The organism is Kribbella alba (assembly GCF_039529635.1).
Taxonomy (GTDB): domain Bacteria; phylum Actinomycetota; class Actinomycetes; order Propionibacteriales; family Kribbellaceae; genus Kribbella; species Kribbella alba.
Genome location: NZ_BAAANE010000003.1, coordinates 22,450 through 42,495, shown reverse-complemented (window position 1 = coordinate 42,495; position 20,046 = coordinate 22,450). Strand labels below are relative to the sequence as shown.

Below are 20,046 nucleotides of genomic sequence, written 5' to 3'. Positions count from 1 at the left end.
AAGCTCTTCCTGTACTACGAACCCGGATCCCCCCGCTCAGAGGGACGACAGGTACGCCTGGCCGCGCGGGCTTAGTTCGTAGCCCGTTTCGAGGCTGTGGGTCAGGCCCAGGTTCTTGAGTTTGCGGACGTCCAGCTTGAAGCCGGCCAGGTCGCGGCCTACCTCGGCGGCCAGGTCGCCGGCTCGGGTGGCTGGTTTGGACTGGATCAGGCGGAGCGTGTCTGTGGTCCAGGCGCCGTGGCGGCTCAGGTCGTCGAGCTTGGCCAGCCGGGCCTTCAGGTCTTCGAGGTCGTCCGCCGACAGGTCGGTCTGCGCGGCCAGTTCGTCGCGCGGGTCCGGGCCTTCGACCAGGTGGAACTTGATCAGGAAGGTCGGCCAGTCCTCGTTGCCGCGCAACCGGCGGCGGACGTCCTTGGCGTTCTGGCGGTCGGCTGCGATCACGTCGGCGTCGTTGTCGGCGATCAGGTCCGGGTTGACCTCCCGCACGCTCTCGACCTCGATCCGGCCGGCGTTGGTTCGGTAGATCCGCCCCTCGACCACCCGAGCCTCGGACCAGCGCCGGTAGGCGGTGGTGATCCGCCCGTCGGCGACCCCGTCACGATCGGAACCCGCGAACAACATCAGACTTCCCCCAACGCCTTGGCCACGATCGGCGCGATCGCCCGCAGGGACTTGCCCCGGTGGCTGATCGCGTCCTTCTCCTCGATGGACAGCTCGGCGGTGGTCCGGTCGTACCCGTCCGGCTGGAACAGCACGTCGTACCCGAAACCGCCGGTGCCGCGCAGCTCCCGGATCACCGAGCCGCGCATCTCGCCACGGACGATCTCGTCCTCGGCGCCCGGCCGACTGAACGCGACGGCCGCCACGAAGGCGGCTCCCCGGCGCTCGTCCGGCACGTCCTCAAGTTGACCGAGCAGCAGCAGATTGTTGGCGTGGTTGTCCTTCGCCGGGCCGGACCAGCGCGCGGACAGCACTCCCGGCATCCCGTTCAGCGCGTCGACGCAGATCCCGCTGTCGTCCGCGATCGAGGGCAGGCCGGTCGCCGCCACGGCGGCCCGGGCCTTGAGCAGCGCGTTGCCCTCGAAGGTCGGCTCGGTCTCGGCCGGCTCCTCGTACGGCGTGACGTCGGCCAGGCCGAGCACCTCGATGCCGGGCACGATCGGGGTGAGGATGCGGCGGAGCTCCTCGAGCTTCTTCTGGTTGTTCGAGGCGAGCAGCACCTTGCTCATGACAGCGCTTCCTGCTGGAGCTTGGTCAGCTCGGCACAGCCCGCAGTACCGAGTTCGAGCAGGCTGTCGAGCTCTGCCCGGTCGAAGGGGGCGCCCTCGGCCGTGCCCTGCACCTCGATGAACTTGCCGTCGCCGGTGAGGACCAGGTTCATGTCTGTCTCGGCCCGCACGTCCTCCTCGTAGCAGAGGTCGAGCATCGGGATCCCGTCGATGATGCCGACGGACACAGCCGACACCGAGCCGGTCAGCGGTTCGCCCTTGAGCGCCTTGCGGTCCCGCAGGTACGACACCGCGTCGGCGAGTGCGACGTACGCGCCGGTGATCGCCGCGGTACGCGTGCCGCCGTCGGCCTGGAGCACGTCGCAGTCCAGCAGGATCGTGTTCTCGCCGAGCGCCTTGTAGTCGATCACCGCGCGCAGCGAGCGGCCGATCAGCCGGGAGATCTCGTGCGTCCGGCCGCCGATCCGGCCCTTCACCGACTCACGGTCCGAGCGGGTGTTGGTCGAGCGCGGCAACATCGCGTACTCCGCGCTCACCCAGCCCAGGCCGGACCCCTTGCGCCAGCGCGGCACACCCTCGGTGACGCTGGCCGCGCAGAGCACCCGGGTCCGGCCGAACTCGATCAGCACCGATCCCTCGGCGTGGTCGAGCCAGTTCCGGGTCAGGGTCACCGGCCGGAGCTGATCAGGGGTACGTCCATCGATACGAGCCATGCCCGAAACCCTATGCCCGGAGCCGCTGCACCTCCGCATTGGCCGCCGGGCGAAGCTGGGTGAGGGCCATCCGGGCGGCCCACGGGGTGAGGTCGCCGGCCCGCCGGCCGAGCCACGGAACTCCCTCGCGGACCATCCAGACGGCGTCCGCCCACTTGCTCGGCGTCTGGCCGACGCAGTCCAGAGCGGGAGGTACTGCGATGCGCATGCCGTGCCGGCCGAGTTCGTCGGCGAAGGCCCGGGCCAGCTGGCGATGCCCGCGCTCCCCCGGGTGCAACCGGTCCACGCTCCAGAAGTCCCGGCGATACACCTCCGGGTAGTCCGCCATGTCGATCCGGATGCCGCCGAACTTCACGTACAGGTCGTCGTACACAGTGTTGACCTGCTCGATCCGCTGCCACAGCGGCCGGCGCAACCAGGACGGCAGCCCGAAGACCTGGCCGTGATCGTGGAAGCGGACGGTGAGCAGCAGGGCTCCTCGGCTGGTGAGGTGTTCCGCGCACTGCTGCAGGCAGTCCCGGATCTGGCCCAGGTCGAAGGTCGACCGCAGGGTGTCGTTCACCCCGACGATCAGGGAGGCGAGCTCGATCGGGCCGGTGCCCGTCGCGGGAAGTTGTTCGGTCGCCACCATCGGCGCGGTGGCGCCGCTGGTCGCGAGGTTGGAGAACGTCACACGGTGGGAACTGCCCAGGGAGTCGGCGAGCAGCGAGGCCCAGCCCCGCCACCCCTCCCCTGGACGCGCACCGGCACCGGAAAGGTCCGTCGTACTGCCGTTCATCGGGTCCCCGACACCCACGGTGGTCGAGTCGCCCAGTGCCACATAGTGGAGGCTCACGTTCCGTCATGGTGACGCCATCGAGCGATGCCCGGGTGAGACCCAGGTGGCCGATCGGTTGACACCGAAGGATGAAATGGGTGTTGAAGGGCGGAACTGTTCAGACATAGGCTCCTGCAATCATCTACGTGCAGGAGCCTGGCTCATGAGTACAGAAGACCTTCGGTTCGGCGTCGTCGGACTGGGTGCCCGCAGCAAGCTGGCGCGGCACGCGCACAAGCCCGGAGAGGGATCCCGCATCGTCGCCGTGTGCGACCCCGCCGAGGCGCAGCGCACGGCCACCTTGACCGAGCTGCCCGAAGCCACGGCGTACGCCGATCATCGCGAACTGCTGGACCTGAAACTGGACGGGGTCTTCCTGACCACGCCCGACGACCTGCACGAGGACCCGGCGATCGACTTCCTCCAGGCGGGCGTAGCGGTGTTCGTCGAGAAGCCGCTGGCGATCACCACCTCGGGCTGCGACCGCGTCCTCCAGGTCGCCTATGACAGCGGATCACGCCTGTACGTCGGGCACAACATGCGCCACATGCCCGTAGTACAGACGATGCGGGAGCTGATCCAGTCGGGCGCGATCGGTGAGGTGAAGGCGATCTGGTGCCGGCACTTCGTCGGGCACGGCGGCGACTTCTATTTCAAGGACTGGCACGCCGACCGTCGCCGCACCACCAGCCTGCTGCTGCAGAAAGGTGCCCACGACATCGATGTGATGCACTGGCTCGCCGACGGCTACACGACGCGCGCGAACGCGCTCGGCGGGCTGGTCCTGTACGGCGGGATCGAGGACCGGCTCGATCGGTCCGGGCAGCGGTTCAACGAGTTCGTCTCCGAGGACAACTGGCCTCCGCTGTCGCAGCAGGGGATGGCGCCGGTGATGGACGTCGAGGATCTCTCGATGGCGAATCTCCAACTGGACAACGGGGTTTTCCTCACCTACCAGCAGTGCCACTTCACGCCGGACTACTGGCGCAACTACACGGTGATCGGCACAGCTGGACGGCTGGAGAACTTCGGTGACACCTCGGGCGGCGTCGTGAAGGTATGGAACAGCGGGCGCTCGGGCTACCGCGAGGACGCCGACCAGGTCGTCGAGATCCCCGAGGCGGCAGGCGGTCACGCGGGGGCGGATCCACGCCTGGTCGGCGAGTTCGTCCGCTTCGTCCGCGAGGGTGGAGCGACTCTCACGTCTCCGGTCGCCGCCCGCGCCGCCGTCGCCGCCGGGTACGCCGCCACCACCTCCCTCCGCTCCAACGGGACCCCCATCGACGTCCCACCGCTCGACGCCTCCTTGGTCGACTACTTCGACCGCGGCCAGACCCGCGACTGACTGAGGACGCGTCGAGTTCGTGGACTGACCCGAGAAGACCTGCCGTGGGTGGTCGAAGTCGCCGCCACCCCGCCAGGTCTGGGGACTTCGGTCACTTACTGGGGACCGCGGACAGGCTATTTCGTGTCCGCGGTCCCCAGTAGCTGTCCGAGCCCCCCACAACTGGCGGCTGCAGGTAGTCCCAGAGCCGGATCCGCCACGCACGAGGATCACCGCCGGGCGCCGCGCTCGGCGTACCCGCTGGTCCAAGTGCGCAGACGGATCCCGTCGGACAGTCTGACGAAGTCCGTCAGATGTCGTAGGTGGCGTTCGGGGTGGCGGTGAGGACTTCGCCGGGGAAGGTGCGGCGCGCGGCTTCGGTCTGGTGGTCGCGGTTGAACCACGGCGGGACGTGGGTGATGACAAGACGTTTCACGCCGGCTCGCTTGGCCTGCTCGCCGGCATCCGCCGGGGTCAGGTGCAGCCTGAGCGGGTTGTTCGGATCGTTGTCCTGCAAGGCCGCCTCCGACAACAGCAGGTCCGCGCCGCGGGCCAGTTCGACCAGTGCGTCGGTCGGTCCGGTGTCGCCCGTGTAGACGAGCGCTTTGTTGCCGTGCTCAACCCTGATCGCGTACGCCGGGACGGGGTGCACGACCGAAGTCGTCCGCACGGTGAACGGCCCGATCTGCTGGACTTCCTGCCAGGTGTGGAACTCCAACTCCTCCTCCATGCCCGGGTCGTCGGGCAGGTCATAGGCAAGCGCCATCCGGCTCGCCGTTCCGGGCGGCCCGTACACCGGGATGCGGGGAAAGGGCGAGGCCGGCGAGTACTTCGCCGCGACGTACAGCCCGCAGAGATCCATGCAGTGGTCAGGGTGCAGGTGGGACAGGCAGATCGTGCCGATCTCGGGCACGCTCAGGTAGCGCTGAAGTGCGCCGAGCGAGCCGCTGCCGAGGTCCAGGATCAGGTTGAATCCGTCCGCGGTGACCAGATAGCTCGAGGCGGGCGAGTCCGGCCCGGGGACGGACCCGGAGCAGCCGAGCACGGTGAGCTTCATAGCTTGAACATTACCGGCGGGTTGCGGCCTTCGCAGGAATGGTTGTGGCGCAGGACGATTGTGGCGTCGGTGCCTTGGACAACAGTGTCCCGAGGGTCAACGGATCCAGGCGAACTGGTCGACACCGGAGATGACAGGGCCGAGGAAGCGGGACCCGATGGCAGCGAACTCGGCGGGGTTGCCGGTGGTGACGAAGCGGTGCTGCGGTTCGGGCAGCTCGTCGGGGCGCAGCAGCCCGCTCTTGGTCAGTACGCCGTAGACGTCCTTGGCGCACTCCTCGGCGCTGCTCACCAGCGTCACCTGGTCGCCCATCACGTACGAGATGACACCCGTCAGCAGCGGGTAGTGGGTGCAGCCGAGAATCAGCGTGTCGACACCCGCAGCGACCAGCGGATCAAGGTATTCGTGCGCGGCCGCGAGCAGCTCCGGCCCGGAAGTCACCCCGCGCTCCACGAAGTCCACGAAGCTCGGGCAGGCCTGGGTCAGCAGCTCCACCTGCGGGGCCGCGGCGAACGCGTCGTCGTAGGCCTGGGACGCAGCCGTCGCCCTGGTGCAGATCACCCCGACCTGTTGGTTGCGGGTCGCGGCGACCGCGCGACGGGCCGCCGGCAGGATCACCTCGACCACCGGTACGTCGTACCGTTCGCGGGCGTCTCTGAGCATGGCCGCGCTGGCCGAGTTGCAGGCGATGACGAGCGCTTTGACGCCGCCCTCGACCAGGTGGTCCAGGCATTCGAGCGCGTACTCGCGGACCTCGGCGATGGGCAGCGGGCCGTACGGCTGACGGGCCGTGTCGCCGAGGTAGAGGATCGGTTCATGCGGCAACTGGTCGAGCACCGCACGGGCGACGGTGAGCCCTCCGAAGCCGGAGTCGAAGATGCCGATCGGTGCGTCTGCCACGGCTCAAACCCTAGCCTGTGGTCACGAGCGGAAGCCTTGTAGGTGAGGCTTACCTGAGTCTGCGAACGACACGCCGGAGTTATCCACATCTTTACTGTCAGGAATTGCTTTGTGACGTGACCCAAGCCACTCTGGACGGATGTGTTTCCGACCGCCCCCAGCGACGCCATGAATCTGGCAGTCCACATCGTGGTGGCTCTGACCTCCACCACCGCACCGAATCCGCAACCCAGCAACGCCGCGGCCGCAGGGCACGCCGCCAGCCAGGCTGCGGAAACGACCACGTCCAGCACACCCGCAGACGTCGCCTCGAGCATCGGGCCGACCGGCATGTTGTTGCTGCTCGCGATCGCCGCCTTCGCCGTCTACGTCATCTCGCTCGGCCTGCATCCGAACGCCAAGTGCAATCGCTGCAAGGGGGCCGGACGGCACAAGGGCTCGTTGTTCAGCTACGCCACCCGGCCTTGCAACAGCTGCAAGGGCCGTGGCACGCATCCCCGACTAGGACGAAAGTTGCTCTTCAAACAACCGTCGTAACCGTCAACTGGCGGACAGCTTCCAGAGCAGATCTTCCAGGTCGCTCTTAGCCAGGTCGGAGATGCCGACCAGGCCGGCGTTGTACGCCTGCTGCCTGAGCACCCCGATCGGCCGGACGAGAGGTAGTTCCCCGTAGTGCTTCGTGCGACTGCGGAGGAACTCCTCGGCGAGTGACCCCAGCTGCTGCTCGTCAAGGTGCTCCCGCAGCGCGGGCAGTACCTCGGACTCCTCCAGCTTCACGTGGGCGGTGACCAGGTCGGACAACTGCGTCAGGACCGTGTCGAACGCGGCATCGTCGGCGTCCACCCGAGTCAGTTTGGCGAGCAGGTCCTCGGTCTTGAGGTGCTCCTGCTGGCTCCGCACGATCAGGTCCTCGGCACCTGCTTCGCGGACCGCCGGGTAGACCGCTTCCTCCTCGGCACGATCATGGGCGATGAGGAGCGCGGCCAGGGACGGCTTCAGCAGAGGTCGCCTGGCCGGGTGCTGGTCCGCCTGCTCGAACAGCCGCTCGATCTCGCGGTGGTCCTGCTTGATCAGCTCGATCACGTCCGCGGCCATGGCTCAGCGCCTACCTCGCCGACCAGAGCGCGGCGTACTCGGCCGGCAGTTCCGCGGCGATGTCCCAGAACTCCCCGCCGGGCAGGGCGTCACGGAGGGTGGTGAACACCGCCCGGGCCTGGTCGAACGCCTCCTCAGGAGAAATGCCGGCGCGATCGGCCACCCGCTGCAAGAACTCCATCCGGTCCATCCGGCGGGTCGCCGTCGTCTGACCGTTCTTCCCGCGCTCGAGCACCGGGTGGAAGTCTCGGTCCAGCCGGGCGATCAGGTCGTCGACCTCCCCTGGCGCCAGCCGCTCGGCCAGCGTCTCCAAGACTGCCTCGACCGCACGCTCGGCTTGGTCGACGTGGAGGTGCCCGCGCTCGGCGACCCGGCGTACCAGCTCGTCGGCCGGGGTCCGCTGGTCGATCCGTCCCTGCGCCTCGGCGACCAGCGGCGCGAAGTCCTGCGGCAGGTCGGCGATCAGGTCGGCCAGCTCGTCGGGGTCGATCGCCCGGCCGAGCGCGGCGAACACCGCCTTCGCGTGGCGTTCGGCTGTGGCCTCGTCGACCCCCTCGCGTTTGGCCACCCGCAGCAGGAACTCGTCGTAGCGCAGGGGCTCCTTGTCGCTGTCAGGGAACAGCCACGGCCCCGAGCCGGGCAACTGCTGGACCAGATCCCTGGCCTGCCCGCGCGACAGCCGCTCCGCCAAGGTCTGGAAGGTCGCCTGGGTGGCAAGCTCTGCCACCTCGCGGCTGACCCGGCCAGCCTCCCGTTGAACGATCCCGACGAACTTCTGATAGTCCATGGCCGCCCACCTCCCAGAGCCAGCCTAGGAAGAGTTCCGCCCCCGCGGACCACACGAACAGGGAGTGCTCACGCACTACGGACCACTCGATCGCGGGATGGATCAGGCCCAGAGTTGGCCTTCCAGCCGATCCTCGGCTTCGTCGATGGTGCCTTCGTAGGCGCCGGTGGACAGGTACTTCCAGCCGCCGTCGGCCACCACGAAGGCGATGTCGGCCGACTCGCCGTCGCGGACGCACTTGGCTGCCTGGCCGAGGGCCGCGTGCAGGATGGCGCCGGTGGAGATCCCGGCGAAGATTCCCTCGTTGTCCAGCAGCTCGCGGACCCGGCGTACGGCGTCGCGCGGGCCGACGGAGAACCTCGCGTCGATCAGCGTCTCGTCATAGAGCTCAGGCACGAAGCCCTCGTCCAGGTTGCGCAGGCCGTACACCAGCTCGCCGTACCGGGGTTCGGCGGCGACGATCCGGACCTCGGGCTTGTGCTCCCGGAAGAACCGCCCGGCGCCCATCAACGTGCCGGTGGTGCCGAGTCCCGCGACGAAGTGGGTCACCGACGGCAGATCGGTGAAGATCTCCCGCGCCGTGCCGTCGTAGTGCGCGGCCGCGTTCGAGGGGTTGCCGTACTGGTAGAGCATCACCCAGTCGGGGTGCTCCTCCGCGACCTGCTTCGCCACCCGGACCGCCTCGTTCGAACCGCCCGCGGCCGGGGAGGAGATGATCTCGGCCCCCCACATCCGCAGGATCTGCCGGCGCTCCTCGGAGGTGTTCTCCGGCATCACACAGACCATCCGGTAGCCGCGCAGCTTGGCTGCCATCGCCAGCGAGATCCCGGTGTTGCCCGAGGTCGGCTCGAGGATGGTGTTGCCCGGCCGCAGCCGCCCGTCCTTCTCGGCGTCCAGCAGCATCCGCAGCGCGGCCCGGTCCTTGATCGACCCGGTCGGGTTGTGGTCCTCCAGCTTGGCCCACAACCTCACGTCCGCGGACGGGGACAGCTTGGGCAGGCCGACCAGCGGCGTACCACCGACCGAGTCGAGCAGGCTGTCGAAACGCACGATCAGCCGCCCGCGACGGCAGGTAGTACGACGACCACGTCGCCGTCCTTGACCCCGGTCTGCAGGCCGCCGGTGAACCGCACGTCCTCGTCGTTCACGTACACGTTCACGAACCGGCGCAGCTCGCCCGGTTCGCCCTCGACGATCCGCTCCTTCAGGCCCGGGTGGGCGCCGTTCACGTCGTCGATGAACTCCTCCAGCGTGCTGCCGGCCCCGTTCACGGCCTTCTCGCCGCCGGTGTAGGTGCGCAGGATCGTCGGAACGCGCAGTTCGATCGCCATCTCAGCTTTCTCCTTCTGTCTCTTCATATGAACCAACCACGCGCACTTCTTCTTCCTGGACCTCGCCGTCGATGATCCGGTACGACCTGAACTCGACCGGTCCGTCGTACGAGGGCGAGTCCGCACCGTCCCGCGTCGAGACCAGCACGTAGTGCGCGCCCGGCTCGCCGGCGAGGTTGATGTCGGTGCGCGACGGGTAGGCCTGCGTGGCGGTGTGCGAGTGGTAGATCACCACCGGCTCCTCGTCGCGGGAGTCCAGCTCCTTGTAGAGCTTGAGCAGGTCACCCGAGTCGAACTCGTAGAACGTCGGCGACATCGCCGCGTTCAGCATCGGGATGAACCGCTCGGCCCGGTCGGAACCGGCCGGCCCGGCGACCACGCCGCACGCCTCGTCCGGGTGATCCCGCCGCGCGTGCGCCACGATCGCGTCGTACGTAGCGGTCTCGATGATCAGCACGGGACCACGGTACGGCGACCGCGGAACCGGCCCTGACAACGCCGGGGTCGGTCCACTATGCGGACAGGTACTACCAGCGGTTATGCACCTGCGGCCGGATCAGGTCGTCGTAGACGCCCCGTACTGCGCTCAGCTGGTCCGGGCCGAGGGGGGTCAGCGAGGCTGCGGCCACGTTGCCGGCGACCTGCGAAGGGTTGCGGGCGCCGGGGATGACCACGGACACGCCGGGCTGGTCCAGGATCCAGCGGAGCGCGAACTGGGCCATCGTCGCGTCCTCGGGGACCAGCGGGACCAGCCGCTTGACTGCTTCCAGCCCGGTCGCGAAGTCGACGCCGGAGAAGGTCTCGCCGACGTCGAACGCCTCGCCCTTGCGGTTGTAGTTGCGGTGGTCGTCCTCGCCGAAGGTGGTGTTCTCGTCGTACTTGCCGGACAGCAGGCCGCTCGCCAGCGGGACCCGGGCGATGATGCCGACCCCCGCCTCGACCGCGGCCGGGAGCACCTCGTCGAGCGGCTTCAGCCGGAACGCGTTCAGGATGATCTGCACGCTGGCCACGTTCGGCCGGGCGATCGCGGTGAGTGCTTCCGCGCACGTCTCCACGCTCACTCCGTAAGCCGCGATCCGCTTCTCCTGGACCAGGGTGTCGAGCGCGTCGAACACCTCGTCGGTGGAGTAGACCTCGGTCGGCGGGCAGTGCAGCTGGACCAGATCAATCGTGTCGACACCCAGGTTCTCCCGGGAGCGGTCGTTCCAGGCGCGGAACGCGTCCAGGTCGTAGTTCTCCGGGCGCTGCTCGACCCGCCGGCCCATCTTGGTGGCGACCGTCAGGCCCTTGTGGTCCTTCAGCAACTGTCCGACGAGCCGCTCGCTCCGGCCGTCGCCATACACGTCGGCCGTGTCGATGAAGGTCACGCCGCCTTCGACGGCCGAGTTCAGCACCGCCAGCGCGTCGCCCTCGTCGACCTCGCCCCAGTCGGCTCCAAGCTGCCAGGCTCCCAGCCCGACCACGCCGACATCCCGTCCAGTCCGCCCAAGCGTCCGCTTCTCCATGCGGTCAACCCTAGTCGGCGGGCTGACCTCCAGGCTTCGGCGGCAACGGGAACCGCAGTTCCGCGGCGGCGAGCAGTGCCTTCAGCTGGGTGTCGGCCTCGACATGCTCGATCGACCCGCCCTCGTCGATGACGGTCTGGGCCAGTTCGTCCAGGATGTCGGGGGTCTGGCGCAACGGCTTGCCACACAGCGGGCAGGTCTCGCCCGCGGTGCCCAGCCAGCCGGACTCGTCGCAGACCACTCCCGGCACGATCGCGTCCTCCTGGACCAGCAGTTTCTCGATCGCAGCTACGCTCCCGGCCCACAGGCAGTCGGACAGGCCGACCGCGGCCCATCCGCCGGCGGCAGCCCGCTCCAGCGTCTGCTCGACCAGCCGCCGCTCCTCCTCGCGCTCGTACCGCTCGAGGACCTCGCCCGCCTGCTGCTTGATGTCGTTGCGGGTGGCAGTCTTCGCGTCGATCACGAACGTCCCGGCGACTCGCTCGCGCAGCCGCGGCGGCAGGGACTCGAGGAAGGGCCGTGTCTCGTAGTCGTGGCCGCCCACCGCGATGACGTCGAAAGCGTTCCCGCGGAAGAGTCCCTCCAGCATCGTCACTGTGTTCCGGTAGTGCCGCTTCGCCAGTTCGCGGACCCGGTTGTGGATGGTGAACTCCTTGAAGCCGTAGGCGAAGTCCGGCTTGCGCAGGGCCGGATCCCGGAACCTGCGGAGCTCCTCGAGCTCGTCCTGGTACAGCTCCCAGAGCTGGGTGAACGCCTCGTCGACGACGACCACGCAGCACCGGCGGTACTCGTCCAGCACGGCCAGCATCGGGCGGACGAACGGCGTCTCATCCACCACGGCCCGTTCGCGGACCGGGCGGGGCAGGTTGACGACCTCGTAGATGTCGCGGCGGCTGCAGGAGAAGACGGCCACCGCGCCGGCCGGGGGTTCCCCTTCCTGGAAGGTCTGCTCGATCCGCTCGAGGTCGCCGCGGAGTGACAGCCGCGCGTCCCGATCGATCGACTTGTCCTGCGCCATTTCACGGACGTCAGCCAGCAGACTGTGGACGTAGCTGTGTAGGCGGTCCCGCTCGCCGTAGTCCGCCGGCACGCGGACGTACAGCGAGACGATCGGCAGACCGCCGCCGTCGAGGCGGATGATGCGCTGAACAGTTTCCGAAGTGATCATCGATCGCCCTCCGGCGGGGTGGGTACCCCTCCGGCCGGTCATCATGCGCGGTCAGCGCATGTTGTGGAGGAGCGCCGACTGGAGGTAGCCGAGCCAGTCGTAGAGGTCGTAGGTGAGGCGGCGCGGATCGTCGTCCGGGAGCTTCTCCCAGACGCCGTAGTCGTCCTCTTCCTTGATGTCGAGGCGGGTCCCGATCGCGAGCCGGAGGTCGTTCAGGGCGCGGAGCCAGGAGAGCTGGTCGTCCGGTTCCAGGGTGATGCCGTCGTCGACCGCCGAGGATCCCTCCAGCGCTGCCAGCACCCGCTTGGCGTCGGACACCTTGCCGTCGCGGAGCCCCCGCTCGGTGAAGCGCCGGAACTCGGCCGCGGCATTGTCGTCCTCCTTGTACGCGTCCGGCAGCAGGCGCTGCAGTACTACGTCCTCCGGCGGCGAGGTAGGCCCGTCGTTGTCCAGCAGTGCCGCCAGTGGGTCGCTGGACTCCGACACGCGCGGCGGCATCCCGTCGTACAAGAGCTCGACCAGGTTGCGGAGCAGGTTGGCCAGGATGTCGGCTTCGTGCTCGGCGAAGCTGACGATGACGGTCTTCTTGCGCCGGCGGAACCTCGTCACGACTTCTCGCAGGTGGCCCAGAGGCCATAGGTGTGCATGGCCTCGACGTCGCGTTCCATCGCCTCGCGGTTGCCGTTCGACACGGCCGACTTGCCCTCCTGGTGGACCTGCATCATCAGCTTCTCCGCCTTCGACTTGGAGTAGCCGAAGTACGTCTGGAAGACGAACGTGACGTAGTCCATCAGGTTCACCGGGTCGTTCCAGACGATCGTCACCCACGGTGGGCTCAGCTCGATCGCCTCGTCGACTTCGGGGCTTTCGAGTTCGCTTGGTGCGGTGGTCACCTGACCATTCTCTCCACTATCGGTTCCGGACTCGCAATAGGCTGCCCCTGTGACAGCACCCTCGACCGCCTTGCTGACGGACCACTACGAGCTGACCATGCTGCAGGCCAGTCTGGCCGACGGTACGGCACATCGCCGTTCCGCCTTCGAACTGTTCGCGCGGCGCCTGCCCGACGGCCGCCGGTACGGCGTGGTGGCCGGGGTGAACCGCCTCCTGGACGCGCTCGAGCGGTTCCGCTTCGGGGAGCCGGAACTCACCTTCCTGGCCGACCACGGCATCGTCGATCAGGCTACTTGCCAGTGGCTGGCGAACTACCGGTTCAGCGGCGACATCTCCGGCTACGCCGACGGCGAGATCTTCTTCCCGGGTTCCCCGGTGCTGGTGGTGGAGTCCAGCTTCGCCGAGGCGGTGCTGCTGGAAACCGTCTTCCTGTCGATCCTGAACCACGATTCCGCCGTCGCCTCGGCTGCGTCCCGGATGACCTGGTGGGCCGGCGGCCGCCCCTGCATCGAGATGGGCTCGCGCCGGACCCACGAGGAGGCAGCCGTCGCCTCGGCACTGGCGGCGTACATCGCGGGGTTCGCGACCACCTCCAACCTGGAAGCGGCGCGCCGGTTCGGAATTCCCAGTGCCGGCACGGCCGCGCACTCCTTCACGCTGCTGCACGACTCCGAGCGAGACGCGTTCGTCTCCCAGGTCGATGCCCTCGGCAAGGGAACGACGCTGCTGGTCGACACCTACGACCTGACCGAGGCGGTCGCGATGGCGATCTCCGTCACCGGTACGGAGCTGGGCGCGGTCCGGCTCGACTCGGGCGACCTGCCGTCGCTGGCCGGCCAGGTCCGTGACCAGCTCGACTCGCTGGGGGCGACCAAGACCCGGATCATCGTGACCAGCGACCTCGACGAGTACCAGATCGCAGCCCTCGCGCCGGCCGCCGTCGACGGGTACGGCGTGGGCACGTCGCTGGTGACGGGAAGCGGCTACCCGACCTGCGGGTTCGTCTACAAGCTGGTGTCGCGGGAAGACTCCGGCGGCACGATGGTCCCGGTCGCGAAGAGAAGCCCGGACAAGATCTCCATCGGCGGCCGCAAGTACGCGCTGCGCCGCCGCTCCCCCCAGGGTGTCGCCGAGGTCGAGCTGATCGGCGTCGGCGAGCCACCCGAGGACGACGGCGACGACCGGATGCTGCTGAAGCCGTTGGTCGAGGCCGGCAAGATCGTCGGCCGGACCACGCCGGCCGAGTCCCAGGCCCATCACCTCAAGGTCCGCGACGAACTCCCGCGCAGCGCGAGCCAGCTCAGCCGTGGCGAGCCCGCGATTCCCACCGAGTACATCGGCGACTTCGATGCCCGCAACCCGTTCGCCCCGAGGAGCGCGATGTGAGCGCCACGGAACGCAGTACGGAAGCGGCAGGGCCGCGGTGGTCGCCGGATGCGCCGGCGACTGAGGCCGACATCCTGATCGCACTGCGCTTCGCCGATCGTGCCGCACGGAAGGCCGTCGGCGACGAGCTGGCCGGCAGCGGCGTCCACACCGGCCAGGAGATCGTGCTCGCCAAGCTGCTCCACCTCGGTTCACTGCCGGTCGCCCAGCTGGCCAAGGTGCTCGACGTCGAGGTCCCGACCGCCACCCGCACGACGCAGCGGATGGAGGCGGCCGGGCTCGTGCGCCGGGTGAAGAACGACAAGGACGCCCGTCAGGTCAGCATCGAGCTCACCGACCACGGCACCGAGGTGGCCCACACCGTCCGCGAACTCCACGCCCAGGCAGGCCGCCGCGCACTCAGCGGCATCGCCCCGGAAGACCGCCGCCTGCTCCGAAACCTCCTCTGGACCATCACCGCCAACATCGAGGCCCTCCCCTCCTAGCGGTGGCTACCCAATGCTTGACGCGCCGGATTCCAGCGCACACCGGCGGACCATCTCGCTAACGGTGTATACGACGGGTTGGGGTGGCGGGCCAGTTGTCGGGGGTTCGGACACCAAGTCGGGACCTCGGACATGAAATACCTTGTCCCCGGTCCCCTGTAGGTGTCCGAGGTCCCCAGATCTGGCCGACCCAACCCGCTAATCGAGCCCGCCGAGGAGCCGTCTCGCGATCCGACTTACACCGAATGTTGGACAGAGCCCACATCGGCCGACAGCGACGGACGAAGTACTGGGTCCGGTTCGGCGCCCATGAGAGCTCCTCTCGCGGCAAACGTATCGCTTGCAGGTCTCGAGTATCTGTAAACAATATGTCCGCCGACCCTTCGAGAAGCTCAGCGGCCGTCGAAAGCCTTGGCCAGGATGCCGAGGCCCTCGTGGAGGAGGTCGAGGGGGATGACCAGCGGGGGGAGGAAGCGCAGGACGTTGCTGTAGGTGCCGGCGGTGAGGACGACCAGCCCCTCGGCGTGGCAGGCCTTGGCGATGGCGGCTGTCGTCACAGGGTCAGGCACGCCGGCAGAGTCGACCAGTTCGATGGCCAGCATGGCGCCTCGTCCCCGGACGTCGCCGATCACTGGGTGACGCTCGGCCAGGTCTTGGAGAAAAGGCAGCATGATGGACTCGATCTCGCGAGCCCGGGCCGGCAGATCCAGCTCCTCCAGAGTCGCGATGGCGCCGAGGGCAGCTGCGCAGGCGACGGGGTTGCCGCCATAGGTCCCGCCCAGCCCGCTCACCTGTGCGGCGTCCATGATCTCCGCGCGCCCGGTCACGGCAGCGAGCGGCAGTCCGCCGGCGATGCCCTTGGCCAGGGTGATCAGGTCCGGCACGACGCCCTCGGCCGAGCAGGCGAACATGTCCCCCGTGCGCCCGAAGCCGGTCTGGATCTCGTCGGCCACGAAGACCACGCCGTTCTCACGGCACCACGCGGCCACGGCAGGGAGGAAACCCCGAGCCGGTACGACGAAGCCGCCCTCGCCGTGGATCGGTTCGAGCACCACGCAGGCCACGTTCGAGGCCCCGACGTACTTCTCGATCGCACCGACGGCACGAGCAGCCGCCTCGGCGCCGGTGATCGGCACCGGCTCGCGGAACGGATACGACGTGGGCACCCGATAGACCTCCGGCGCGAACGGCCCGAACCCGTCCTTGTACGGCAGGTTCTTCGCCGTCATCGCCATCGTCAGGTTGGTCCTCCCGTGATACCCGTGGTCGAACACGACCACCGCATCACGCCCGGTATGCGCCCGCGCGATCTTGACGGCGTTCTCCACCGCCTCGGCCCCGGAGTTGACCAGCATCGACCGCTTCTCGTGCGTACCGGGCGTCAACCGGTTCAACGCCTCGCACACCGACACATACCCGTCGTACGGCGTGACCATGAAGCAGGTGTGCGTGAACCGAGCCACCTGCTCCTGTACTGCGGCCACCACCCGCTCGGCCGAGTTCCCCACGTTCGTCACCGCGATCCCCGACCCGAAGTCGATCAGGTGGTTGCCATCGGCATCGACCAGGATGCCGCCGCCGGCGCGCTCGATGAACACCGGCAAAGTGATCCCGACCCCACGCGCCACCGCCTGTCGGCTCCGCGCGAGCAGCTCCACCGAGCGCGGCCCGGGGATCTTGGTCAGCAGTGATCGTTGCTGTGAAACCGTCATCGCCCAGCCCCTAGTGATTCCGCGTCGCCCGAGAGTTTCTGTGCCAGCCAGACCGGGATTACCGAGACGGCGATCAGCGCGGCGGCGACCACGTTGACGATCGGCGCCTGGTTCGGCCGGAAGAGGTTGTTGAAGATCCAGATCGGCAGGGTCTGTTGCTGGGCACCGGCCGTGAAGGTGGTCACGATGATCTCGTCGAACGAGAGCGCGAACGCCAACAGCGCCCCCGCGAGCAGAGCCGACCGCAGCAGCGGAAAAGTGATCAGCCGGAAGGTGGTGAACGCGGACGCGCCGAGGTCCGCCGAGGCCTGCTCCAGCGCGGATCCCATCCGCCGGAGCCTTGCGATCACGTTGTTGAACACAGTCACGATGCAGAAGGTGGCATGCGCGACCACGATGGTGATGAAGCCGAGCTCCCACCCGAGGATGGTCCGGAACGCGTTGTTCAGCGCGATCCCGGTGACGATGCCCGGCAACGCGATCGGCAGGATCACCAACAGCGACACCGCGTCCCGGCCATAGAACTTGAACCGCTGCAGGGCGAACGCGATCATCGTCCCCAGCACCAGCGCGATCGCCGTCGCCGCGAGGCCGACCCGCACACTGACCCACAGCGCGTCCAATGCCCCCTGGCTCTCCGCGGCCCGCTTCCACCACTCCAGGGTGAAGTCCCGCGGCGGCCAGGCGAAGGTCTTGTTCACGTTGAACGAGTTGACCAGCACCAACGCCAGCGGCACATAGATCGCCCCGAGGATCAGCACGGTGAGGCACCGCAGCACGATCCGGGTCGTCCGCGAGATCGTCATCACAAGCTCTCCATCGCACCCGTACGGCGGATCGCGGCCAGGTAGACCAGCATCACCACCACGGGAACCGTCGCCACCGCGGCGGCGAAGGGCAGGTTGTTCGCCGCGCCCACGTTGTCGTAGACCACGTTGCCCAGCAGTTGGTTGGTTCCACCGACGATGCGCACCGCGATGTAGTCGCCCAGTGTCAGCGAGAAGGTGAAGATCGACCCGGCCACCACCGCGGGGAACACCATCGGCAGCACGACCCGCCGTACCGTCCCGAGCGATTTGGACCCCAGATCGGACGACGCCTCCAGCAACGAGTTGGGCAATCGCTCCAGGCCGGCATAGATCGGCAGGATCATGTACGGCAGCCACAGATAGGCCAGCGTCACGATAGTTGCCGTGAGCCCATAACCCGGCGAGTTCAGCCCCACGAGCCCGGCGATCGACGACACCAGGCCACCTTCGGAGAACATCCCGCGCCAGGCGTAGGCCTTGACCAGATAGCTCGCCCATAACGGCATCAGCACCGCGACGAGCAGGAACCGCCGCAGTCCGGGCCGCGCGACCTTCGACATGTAGAGCGCGATCGGGAAGGCGACCACCGCGTCGATCACGGTCACCAGGACGGCGACCCCGACCGTGCGCAGCGCGATGGTCCGGTAAACGTCGACCGTGAACAGCGTGCGGAAACTGTCCAGCGTCCAGTTCCGCTCGACCAGTCCGGTGAAGCTGTTCTGCGACCAGAGGGCCGTGACGAACAACGCCGCCAGCGCGCCCAGGTACGCGACACCGAGCCAGAGCATCGGTGGCCCGAGCAACAACGCCAGACGAACCCGCGGGCGGCGGTGGAGAGGTCGACGGAGGGTGCTCATTGAAGTGGTCGCGGTGAAACCTCGTCGTTGAGAGCCGAGAGGACCCGCGACTGCCTCCCTTCAGCGACTCGGAACTGTCGGTGCCGGCTGATTGGATCGCTTCCATGTCCCGGTTTCGGATGTACCCGACTGATGTACAGCAGGTGGCCGGGCGGAAGGACGGGTTCCGTATCGTTGGGCCGCAGGCATCGCGGATCAGCCAACTGAACAGAAGATGGGCCGCGGTCAACGTACCGAAGATCGGCTGGGTGCGATTCCGTTTGTCTCGCCGTCTTCCCGACGCGAAGTCGTACCGCGTAACCCGCGACCGAGTGGGCCGCTGGTATATCGCGTTCGCCGTGATCCCGCCGCCGATCCCAGCACCGGACACAGGGACGGTTGTCGGCCTGGACCGTGGAGTGAAAGTCTCGGCAGCACTGAGCACCGGGGACTGGGTGGAGAAGACCAGCACCGACCTTGCCCGGCGCTTCGATGTCATCCGTGTCGAAGATCTGCGGATCGCACAGATGACCAGGCGCCCCAAGCCCCGAGCGGACGCCGAACGGACCGGCCGTTATCTCCCGAACCGGCGCCGCGCGAAGGCAGGACTGAACCGGGGGATCCTGGCCAGTGGCTGGGGCGCCCTCGTCTGTCGCCTCGAGCACAAGGCTGCTGACCGGGTCGAGAAAGTGAGCCCCGCACACACGTCGCAAACTCGCTACCTCCGCGTAGTGGTTGGAATCTCCGCCGTTCTGGCAGAGAGGACGTCAACCCTTGATCTGGGTCCAGGCCTGGGTCCACTTGCCGTAGTCAGTGCACTTCACGTCGGTACGACCGTCCAGGCACTGCTCGATCGGGGTGGTCCAGTACCAGATCTTCTCCGAGTAGGCCTGGTCGCCCGCATGGAACGTCTCGCAGTGCTTCTTGTCCGCGGTCTGCCCGCACGCCTTGCCGTTGGACGGCGACTCACCGAAGTACTCGGCCACCGCCGCGTTCGCCTCCGGGCTGACGATGTGGTCCATCCACAGGTAGGCGCAGTTCTTGCTCTTCGAGGTCGCACTGACCATCCAGGTGTCCGACCAGCCGGTGACGCCCTCGGTCGGAACCGTGACGGACACCGGCACCTTCTCGCCGGTCGCCACGTTCGCGATCACCTGCCAGGTGGTCCCGACCACCGAGTTGCCGCTGGTGAACGCCTGCACCTCCTTGAGGTAGTCGGACCAGTACTCCGACACCATCGTCTTCTGCGTCTTCAGCAGGTCCACCACGGCCTGCAACTGCTTGTCGTCCAGCGCATACGGGTTCTTGATCCCCAGGTCAGGCTTCTTCGCCATCAGGTACATCGCGGCGTCGGCGATGTAGATGGGCGAGTCGTACGCCGTCACGTTGCCCTTGTACGGCGAGTCCGCCTCGAACACTACGCCCCAGGAAGTCGGCGCGGGTTTCACCTTGTCGGTGCGCCACATCAGCAGGTTCGCGCCATAGCCGTGCGGTACGCCGTACATCTGGCCCTTCACGGAGTTCCACGGGCGGTTCTTGAGGAACGGGTAGATGTCGGCGTAGTTCGGGATCAGGTCGGTGTTCACCGGCTCGACCTGACCGCCGGCGATCAGCCGCAGGGACGCGTCACCCGAGGCGGACACCACGTCGTACGCGCCGGTCTTCATCAGGCTGACGGCCTCGTCCGAGGTGCCGAAGGTCTTCACGGTGACCTGGCAGCCGGTCTTCTTCTCGAACGGCGTGACCCAGTCGACCTTCGGGTCGTTCGTGCCGTCCTCGGCATAGCCGGGCCACGCGAGCACGCTGAGTTTGCCTTCACCGGTGCCGACCTTGTCGAGCTTCGGCAGGTCCGGCGCGGTGAACCCGGGGTTCGCCGCGGCGTTGTCCGAACTGCTGTCCTTCGAGGTGCCGCAGGAGGCCGCGACGAGGGCGAGCAGAGACAGGCCAGTCACGGCCGTGAGTTTGACCAGTGACTTCATCGGAAGCTCCTAACAAGGA

General features: G+C 67.9%; 23 protein-coding genes. 4 read left to right on the top strand and 19 right to left on the bottom strand.

The window, feature by feature from the left end; all coding sequences use genetic code 11:
• Positions 1-36: 36 nt before the first annotated feature.
• Genes ABD210_RS04515 through ABD210_RS04500 form a run of 4 tightly spaced genes read right to left on the bottom strand, consistent with a single transcriptional unit; the run spans position 37 to position 2,777 of the window.
• Positions 37-621 (bottom strand): hypothetical protein, encoded by a 585-nt coding sequence (locus ABD210_RS04515; RefSeq protein WP_344109056.1) that lies wholly within the window; start codon positions 619-621, stop codon positions 37-39.
• Entirely contained in the window at positions 621-1,229 is a 609-nt protein-coding gene (rdgB, locus tag ABD210_RS04510) for an RdgB/HAM1 family non-canonical purine NTP pyrophosphatase (protein WP_344109054.1), read from the bottom strand. Before rdgB ends, ABD210_RS04515 begins: the two co-directional genes overlap by 1 nt.
• A complete protein-coding gene (gene rph, locus ABD210_RS04505; protein ID WP_344109052.1) occupies positions 1,226-1,942 on the bottom strand; it encodes a ribonuclease PH in 717 nt (238 codons plus the stop codon). Before rph ends, rdgB begins: the two co-directional genes overlap by 4 nt.
• A 10-nt stretch (positions 1,943-1,952) precedes the next feature.
• The gene (locus tag ABD210_RS04500) at positions 1,953-2,777 is read right to left on the bottom strand and encodes an SGNH/GDSL hydrolase family protein (RefSeq protein WP_344109050.1); all 825 of its coding nucleotides are present in this window, start codon (positions 2,775-2,777) and stop codon (positions 1,953-1,955) included.
• A gap of 145 nt (positions 2,778-2,922) precedes the next feature.
• Here ABD210_RS04500 and ABD210_RS04495 point away from each other — a divergent pair, with 145 nt between their 5' ends.
• Positions 2,923-4,104 (top strand): Gfo/Idh/MocA family protein, encoded by a 1,182-nt coding sequence (locus ABD210_RS04495; protein ID WP_344109048.1) that lies wholly within the window; start codon positions 2,923-2,925, stop codon positions 4,102-4,104.
• 289 nt (positions 4,105-4,393) lie between these two features.
• Here ABD210_RS04495 and ABD210_RS04490 read toward each other — a convergent pair whose 3' ends face one another.
• Together ABD210_RS04490 and murI are read right to left on the bottom strand one after the other, a co-directional pair.
• Positions 4,394-5,140 carry an MBL fold metallo-hydrolase gene (locus ABD210_RS04490; RefSeq protein ID WP_344109046.1) on the bottom strand — a complete coding sequence of 249 codons (747 nt, stop codon included), beginning with the start codon at positions 5,138-5,140 and terminating at the stop codon, positions 4,394-4,396.
• Positions 5,141-5,236: 96 nt separating this feature from the next.
• Positions 5,237-6,040 carry a glutamate racemase gene (murI, locus tag ABD210_RS04485; protein WP_344109044.1) on the bottom strand — a complete coding sequence of 268 codons (804 nt, stop codon included), beginning with the start codon at positions 6,038-6,040 and terminating at the stop codon, positions 5,237-5,239.
• 168 nt (positions 6,041-6,208) lie between these two features.
• On the opposite strand from murI, the gene ABD210_RS04480 reads away from it, so the two are divergent.
• On the top strand, positions 6,209-6,577 hold the full coding sequence (locus ABD210_RS04480; RefSeq protein ID WP_344109042.1) for a hypothetical protein: 369 nt from the start codon (positions 6,209-6,211) through the stop codon (positions 6,575-6,577).
• Between the two features lie 3 nt (positions 6,578-6,580).
• On the opposite strand, the gene ABD210_RS04475 is transcribed toward ABD210_RS04480, so the two are convergent.
• The 9 genes from ABD210_RS04475 to clpS all read right to left on the bottom strand — a co-directional run bounded on the left by ABD210_RS04475 (position 6,581) and on the right by clpS (position 12,819).
• Positions 6,581-7,135, bottom strand: a complete 555-nt coding sequence (locus tag ABD210_RS04475) for a hemerythrin domain-containing protein (protein WP_344109040.1) — start codon at positions 7,133-7,135, stop codon at positions 6,581-6,583.
• A gap of 10 nt (positions 7,136-7,145) precedes the next feature.
• A complete protein-coding gene (locus tag ABD210_RS04470) occupies positions 7,146-7,922 on the bottom strand; it encodes a DUF2267 domain-containing protein (RefSeq protein WP_344109038.1) in 777 nt (258 codons plus the stop codon).
• A gap of 102 nt (positions 7,923-8,024) precedes the next feature.
• Entirely contained in the window at positions 8,025-8,972 is a 948-nt protein-coding gene (locus ABD210_RS04465; RefSeq protein ID WP_425552623.1) for a PLP-dependent cysteine synthase family protein, read from the bottom strand.
• 2 nt (positions 8,973-8,974) lie between these two features.
• Positions 8,975-9,253, bottom strand: coding sequence for a MoaD/ThiS family protein (locus tag ABD210_RS04460; RefSeq protein WP_344109036.1), 279 nt, complete (start codon positions 9,251-9,253; stop codon positions 8,975-8,977).
• 1 nt (position 9,254) lies between these two features.
• Entirely contained in the window at positions 9,255-9,710 is a 456-nt protein-coding gene (locus ABD210_RS04455; RefSeq protein WP_344109033.1) for a M67 family metallopeptidase, read from the bottom strand.
• Between the two features lie 70 nt (positions 9,711-9,780).
• Positions 9,781-10,758, bottom strand: a complete 978-nt coding sequence (locus ABD210_RS04450; RefSeq protein WP_344109031.1) for an aldo/keto reductase — start codon at positions 10,756-10,758, stop codon at positions 9,781-9,783.
• Between the two features lie 10 nt (positions 10,759-10,768).
• Positions 10,769-11,926 carry a baeRF10 domain-containing protein gene (locus ABD210_RS04445; protein ID WP_344109028.1) on the bottom strand — a complete coding sequence of 386 codons (1,158 nt, stop codon included), beginning with the start codon at positions 11,924-11,926 and terminating at the stop codon, positions 10,769-10,771.
• Positions 11,927-11,977: 51 nt separating this feature from the next.
• Positions 11,978-12,535, bottom strand: coding sequence for a DUF2017 domain-containing protein (locus tag ABD210_RS04440; protein WP_344109026.1), 558 nt, complete (start codon positions 12,533-12,535; stop codon positions 11,978-11,980).
• Positions 12,532-12,819, bottom strand: coding sequence for an ATP-dependent Clp protease adapter ClpS (gene clpS, locus ABD210_RS04435; RefSeq protein ID WP_344109024.1), 288 nt, complete (start codon positions 12,817-12,819; stop codon positions 12,532-12,534). Before clpS ends, ABD210_RS04440 begins: the two co-directional genes overlap by 4 nt.
• 97 nt (positions 12,820-12,916) lie before the next feature.
• On the opposite strand from clpS, the gene ABD210_RS04430 reads away from it, so the two are divergent.
• Positions 12,917-14,206, top strand: a complete 1,290-nt coding sequence (locus tag ABD210_RS04430; protein WP_425552634.1) for a nicotinate phosphoribosyltransferase — start codon at positions 12,917-12,919, stop codon at positions 14,204-14,206.
• A complete protein-coding gene (locus tag ABD210_RS04425; RefSeq protein ID WP_344109020.1) occupies positions 14,203-14,691 on the top strand; it encodes a MarR family winged helix-turn-helix transcriptional regulator in 489 nt (162 codons plus the stop codon). Before ABD210_RS04430 ends, ABD210_RS04425 begins: the two co-directional genes overlap by 4 nt.
• Before the next feature lie 392 nt (positions 14,692-15,083).
• Here the strand turns inward: ABD210_RS04425 and gabT are convergent, their stop codons facing one another.
• From gabT to ABD210_RS04405, 4 genes are all read right to left on the bottom strand, one after another.
• The gene (gene gabT, locus ABD210_RS04420) at positions 15,084-16,403 is read right to left on the bottom strand and encodes a 4-aminobutyrate--2-oxoglutarate transaminase (protein ID WP_344109018.1); all 1,320 of its coding nucleotides are present in this window, start codon (positions 16,401-16,403) and stop codon (positions 15,084-15,086) included.
• Positions 16,400-17,209 (bottom strand): ABC transporter permease, encoded by an 810-nt coding sequence (locus ABD210_RS04415; RefSeq protein ID WP_344109016.1) that lies wholly within the window; start codon positions 17,207-17,209, stop codon positions 16,400-16,402. The genes gabT and ABD210_RS04415 overlap by 4 nt, the downstream gene beginning before the upstream one ends.
• Positions 17,209-18,069 (bottom strand): ABC transporter permease, encoded by an 861-nt coding sequence (locus ABD210_RS04410; protein ID WP_344109014.1) that lies wholly within the window; start codon positions 18,067-18,069, stop codon positions 17,209-17,211. The genes ABD210_RS04415 and ABD210_RS04410 overlap by 1 nt, the downstream gene beginning before the upstream one ends.
• 746 nt (positions 18,070-18,815) lie before the next feature.
• Complete coding sequence (locus tag ABD210_RS04405; RefSeq protein ID WP_344109012.1) at positions 18,816-20,027, bottom strand: extracellular solute-binding protein; 1,212 nt, start codon at positions 20,025-20,027, stop codon at positions 18,816-18,818.
• Positions 20,028-20,046: the final 19 nt, after the last annotated feature.